The sequence below is a fragment of the Mesorhizobium tianshanense genome (assembly GCF_007830515.1).
GTDB lineage: Bacteria > Pseudomonadota > Alphaproteobacteria > Rhizobiales > Rhizobiaceae > Mesorhizobium > Mesorhizobium tianshanense.
Genome location: NZ_VLKT01000153.1, coordinates 1 through 1,585 on the forward strand (window position 1 = coordinate 1; position 1,585 = coordinate 1,585).

Here is a 1,585-nt window from a genome sequence, read left to right on the forward strand (position 1 = left end):
CTGGGCCTTCTATTTCTCGCCGCTCAGGGCCTGGGAATTCGCCGCCGGCGGGCTGGCGACGATGGCGCCGGCAAGATTCTGGCGGGACCGGCCGCAACTTGGCGCAGCCCTGGCGTGGCTCGGCCTGGCGCTGATCGCCGGCGCCTATCTGACCTTCAACGAACGGGACCCCTTCCCCGGCATGATGGCGCTGGTGCCGGTGGCCGGCGCGGTGCTCCTGCTGCTCAGTGGTTCCGGCAATGCCCAAAGAGGACCCAGCGCCATGCTGGCGCTGCCGCCCTTGCAATGGGTGGGGAAACTTTCCTACTCGCTCTACCTCTGGCACTGGCCGGTCATCGTCTACGCGACGATGATGGTTCCCGATCTTTCCTGGCCTGGGCGGCTTGCCTGCGGGGCATTGACGCTGGTGCTGTCCATCTTCACCTATAATCTCGTCGAGAACCCGATCCGCCGCAACGTCTGGCTGATGGCGAACGCAGCGCGCGCGCTTATCCCCGCCGCGATGCTGACCGGCGCCGGCGTGGTGGCGACCTACGCCAATGCGCGCCTTGCCGTTCACGATCTCGACCCCTCACAGCGCATCATTGCCGAAACTGCCGCACAGCCCTCCACCGCGCGCGCCAAGGTGGGCTGCGTTCTCGACTATGAGACCGTCACGCCGAAGGCCTGCGAGTTCGGCGCCAAGAATGCCGAGCGCTCGATAGCGCTGTTCGGCGATTCGCATGCCGACCACTGGTCGACGCCGCTGATCGAAGCGGCGAAGAAGAACGACTACAAGGTCGTCACCTGGCTCAAATCCGCCTGCCGGGCGTCACGGCTGACGGTCTGGAGCTCGAAGCTGAAGCGCGACTACACCGAGTGCGATCAATGGCGCGAGCGATCGATCAAGGAGATCATCGCCCTGCGCCCGAGCCTGGTGGTGATCTCGGAGATCTCGCTGACAAGCTCGCGCAAACTGTCGCCCGACGCGAAGGAAACCGGCAGCCTGGACCAGGACTGGCGGGCCGGCCTGCGTGCAACGCTGGAGGCGTTCAGCCAGGCCGGGCTGAAGGTCGCCTTCATCCGCGATGTGCCCTTCAACGGCATGTTCGTCGACACCTGCGTGGCCCGCGCGCTGTGGCGGGGACAGGCGCCGTCGGTATGCGACGCACCGCGAACCGACGCCGCCAACGACGCCGTGGCCGCGGTGGAGCGCGACATCGTGCGCACCATCCCCAACGCGACCTATATCGATATGACCGACCGGTTCTGCGACGCCAGGACCTGCCATGTCTTCATCGGCGGCAAGCTGGCCTACCGCGACCGCCACCACATGGCGACGCCCTTTGCGCAGTCGCTGGAGCCGCCGGTCGAACGCGCGTTGTTCTCCAACACGGTGACCACAACCGTGAAGTAAGGCGGAGGCGACTGCCCGCTCAGGTAGGTCTTTGTCGTCCGGCGCCTCTGGCTGTCGCCACGCTTTCGGCATTCGCCGAATGGGAAGAGTGGGCGAACCTTGTTGTCGGGCTATGGCTGATCGTTTCGCCCTGGCTGCTCGGCTTCGCGGCGAACGTCAACGCGATGGGAACCCATGTGGTTCTCGGCG

At 66.0% G+C, this 1,585-nt stretch carries 1 protein-coding gene and 1 pseudogene; both read left to right on the plus strand.

Annotation, left to right across the window (positions count from 1 at the left end; all coding sequences use genetic code 11):
* Window positions 1–1,396: acyltransferase family protein (locus tag IQ26_RS38975; protein ID WP_145723591.1), on the plus strand; the 1,396-nt coding region annotated here is incomplete at its 5' end.
* Window positions 1,397–1,443: 47 nt separating this feature from the next.
* Window positions 1,444–1,585: pseudogene (locus tag IQ26_RS38980) on the plus strand (SPW repeat protein); the annotation flags it as partial.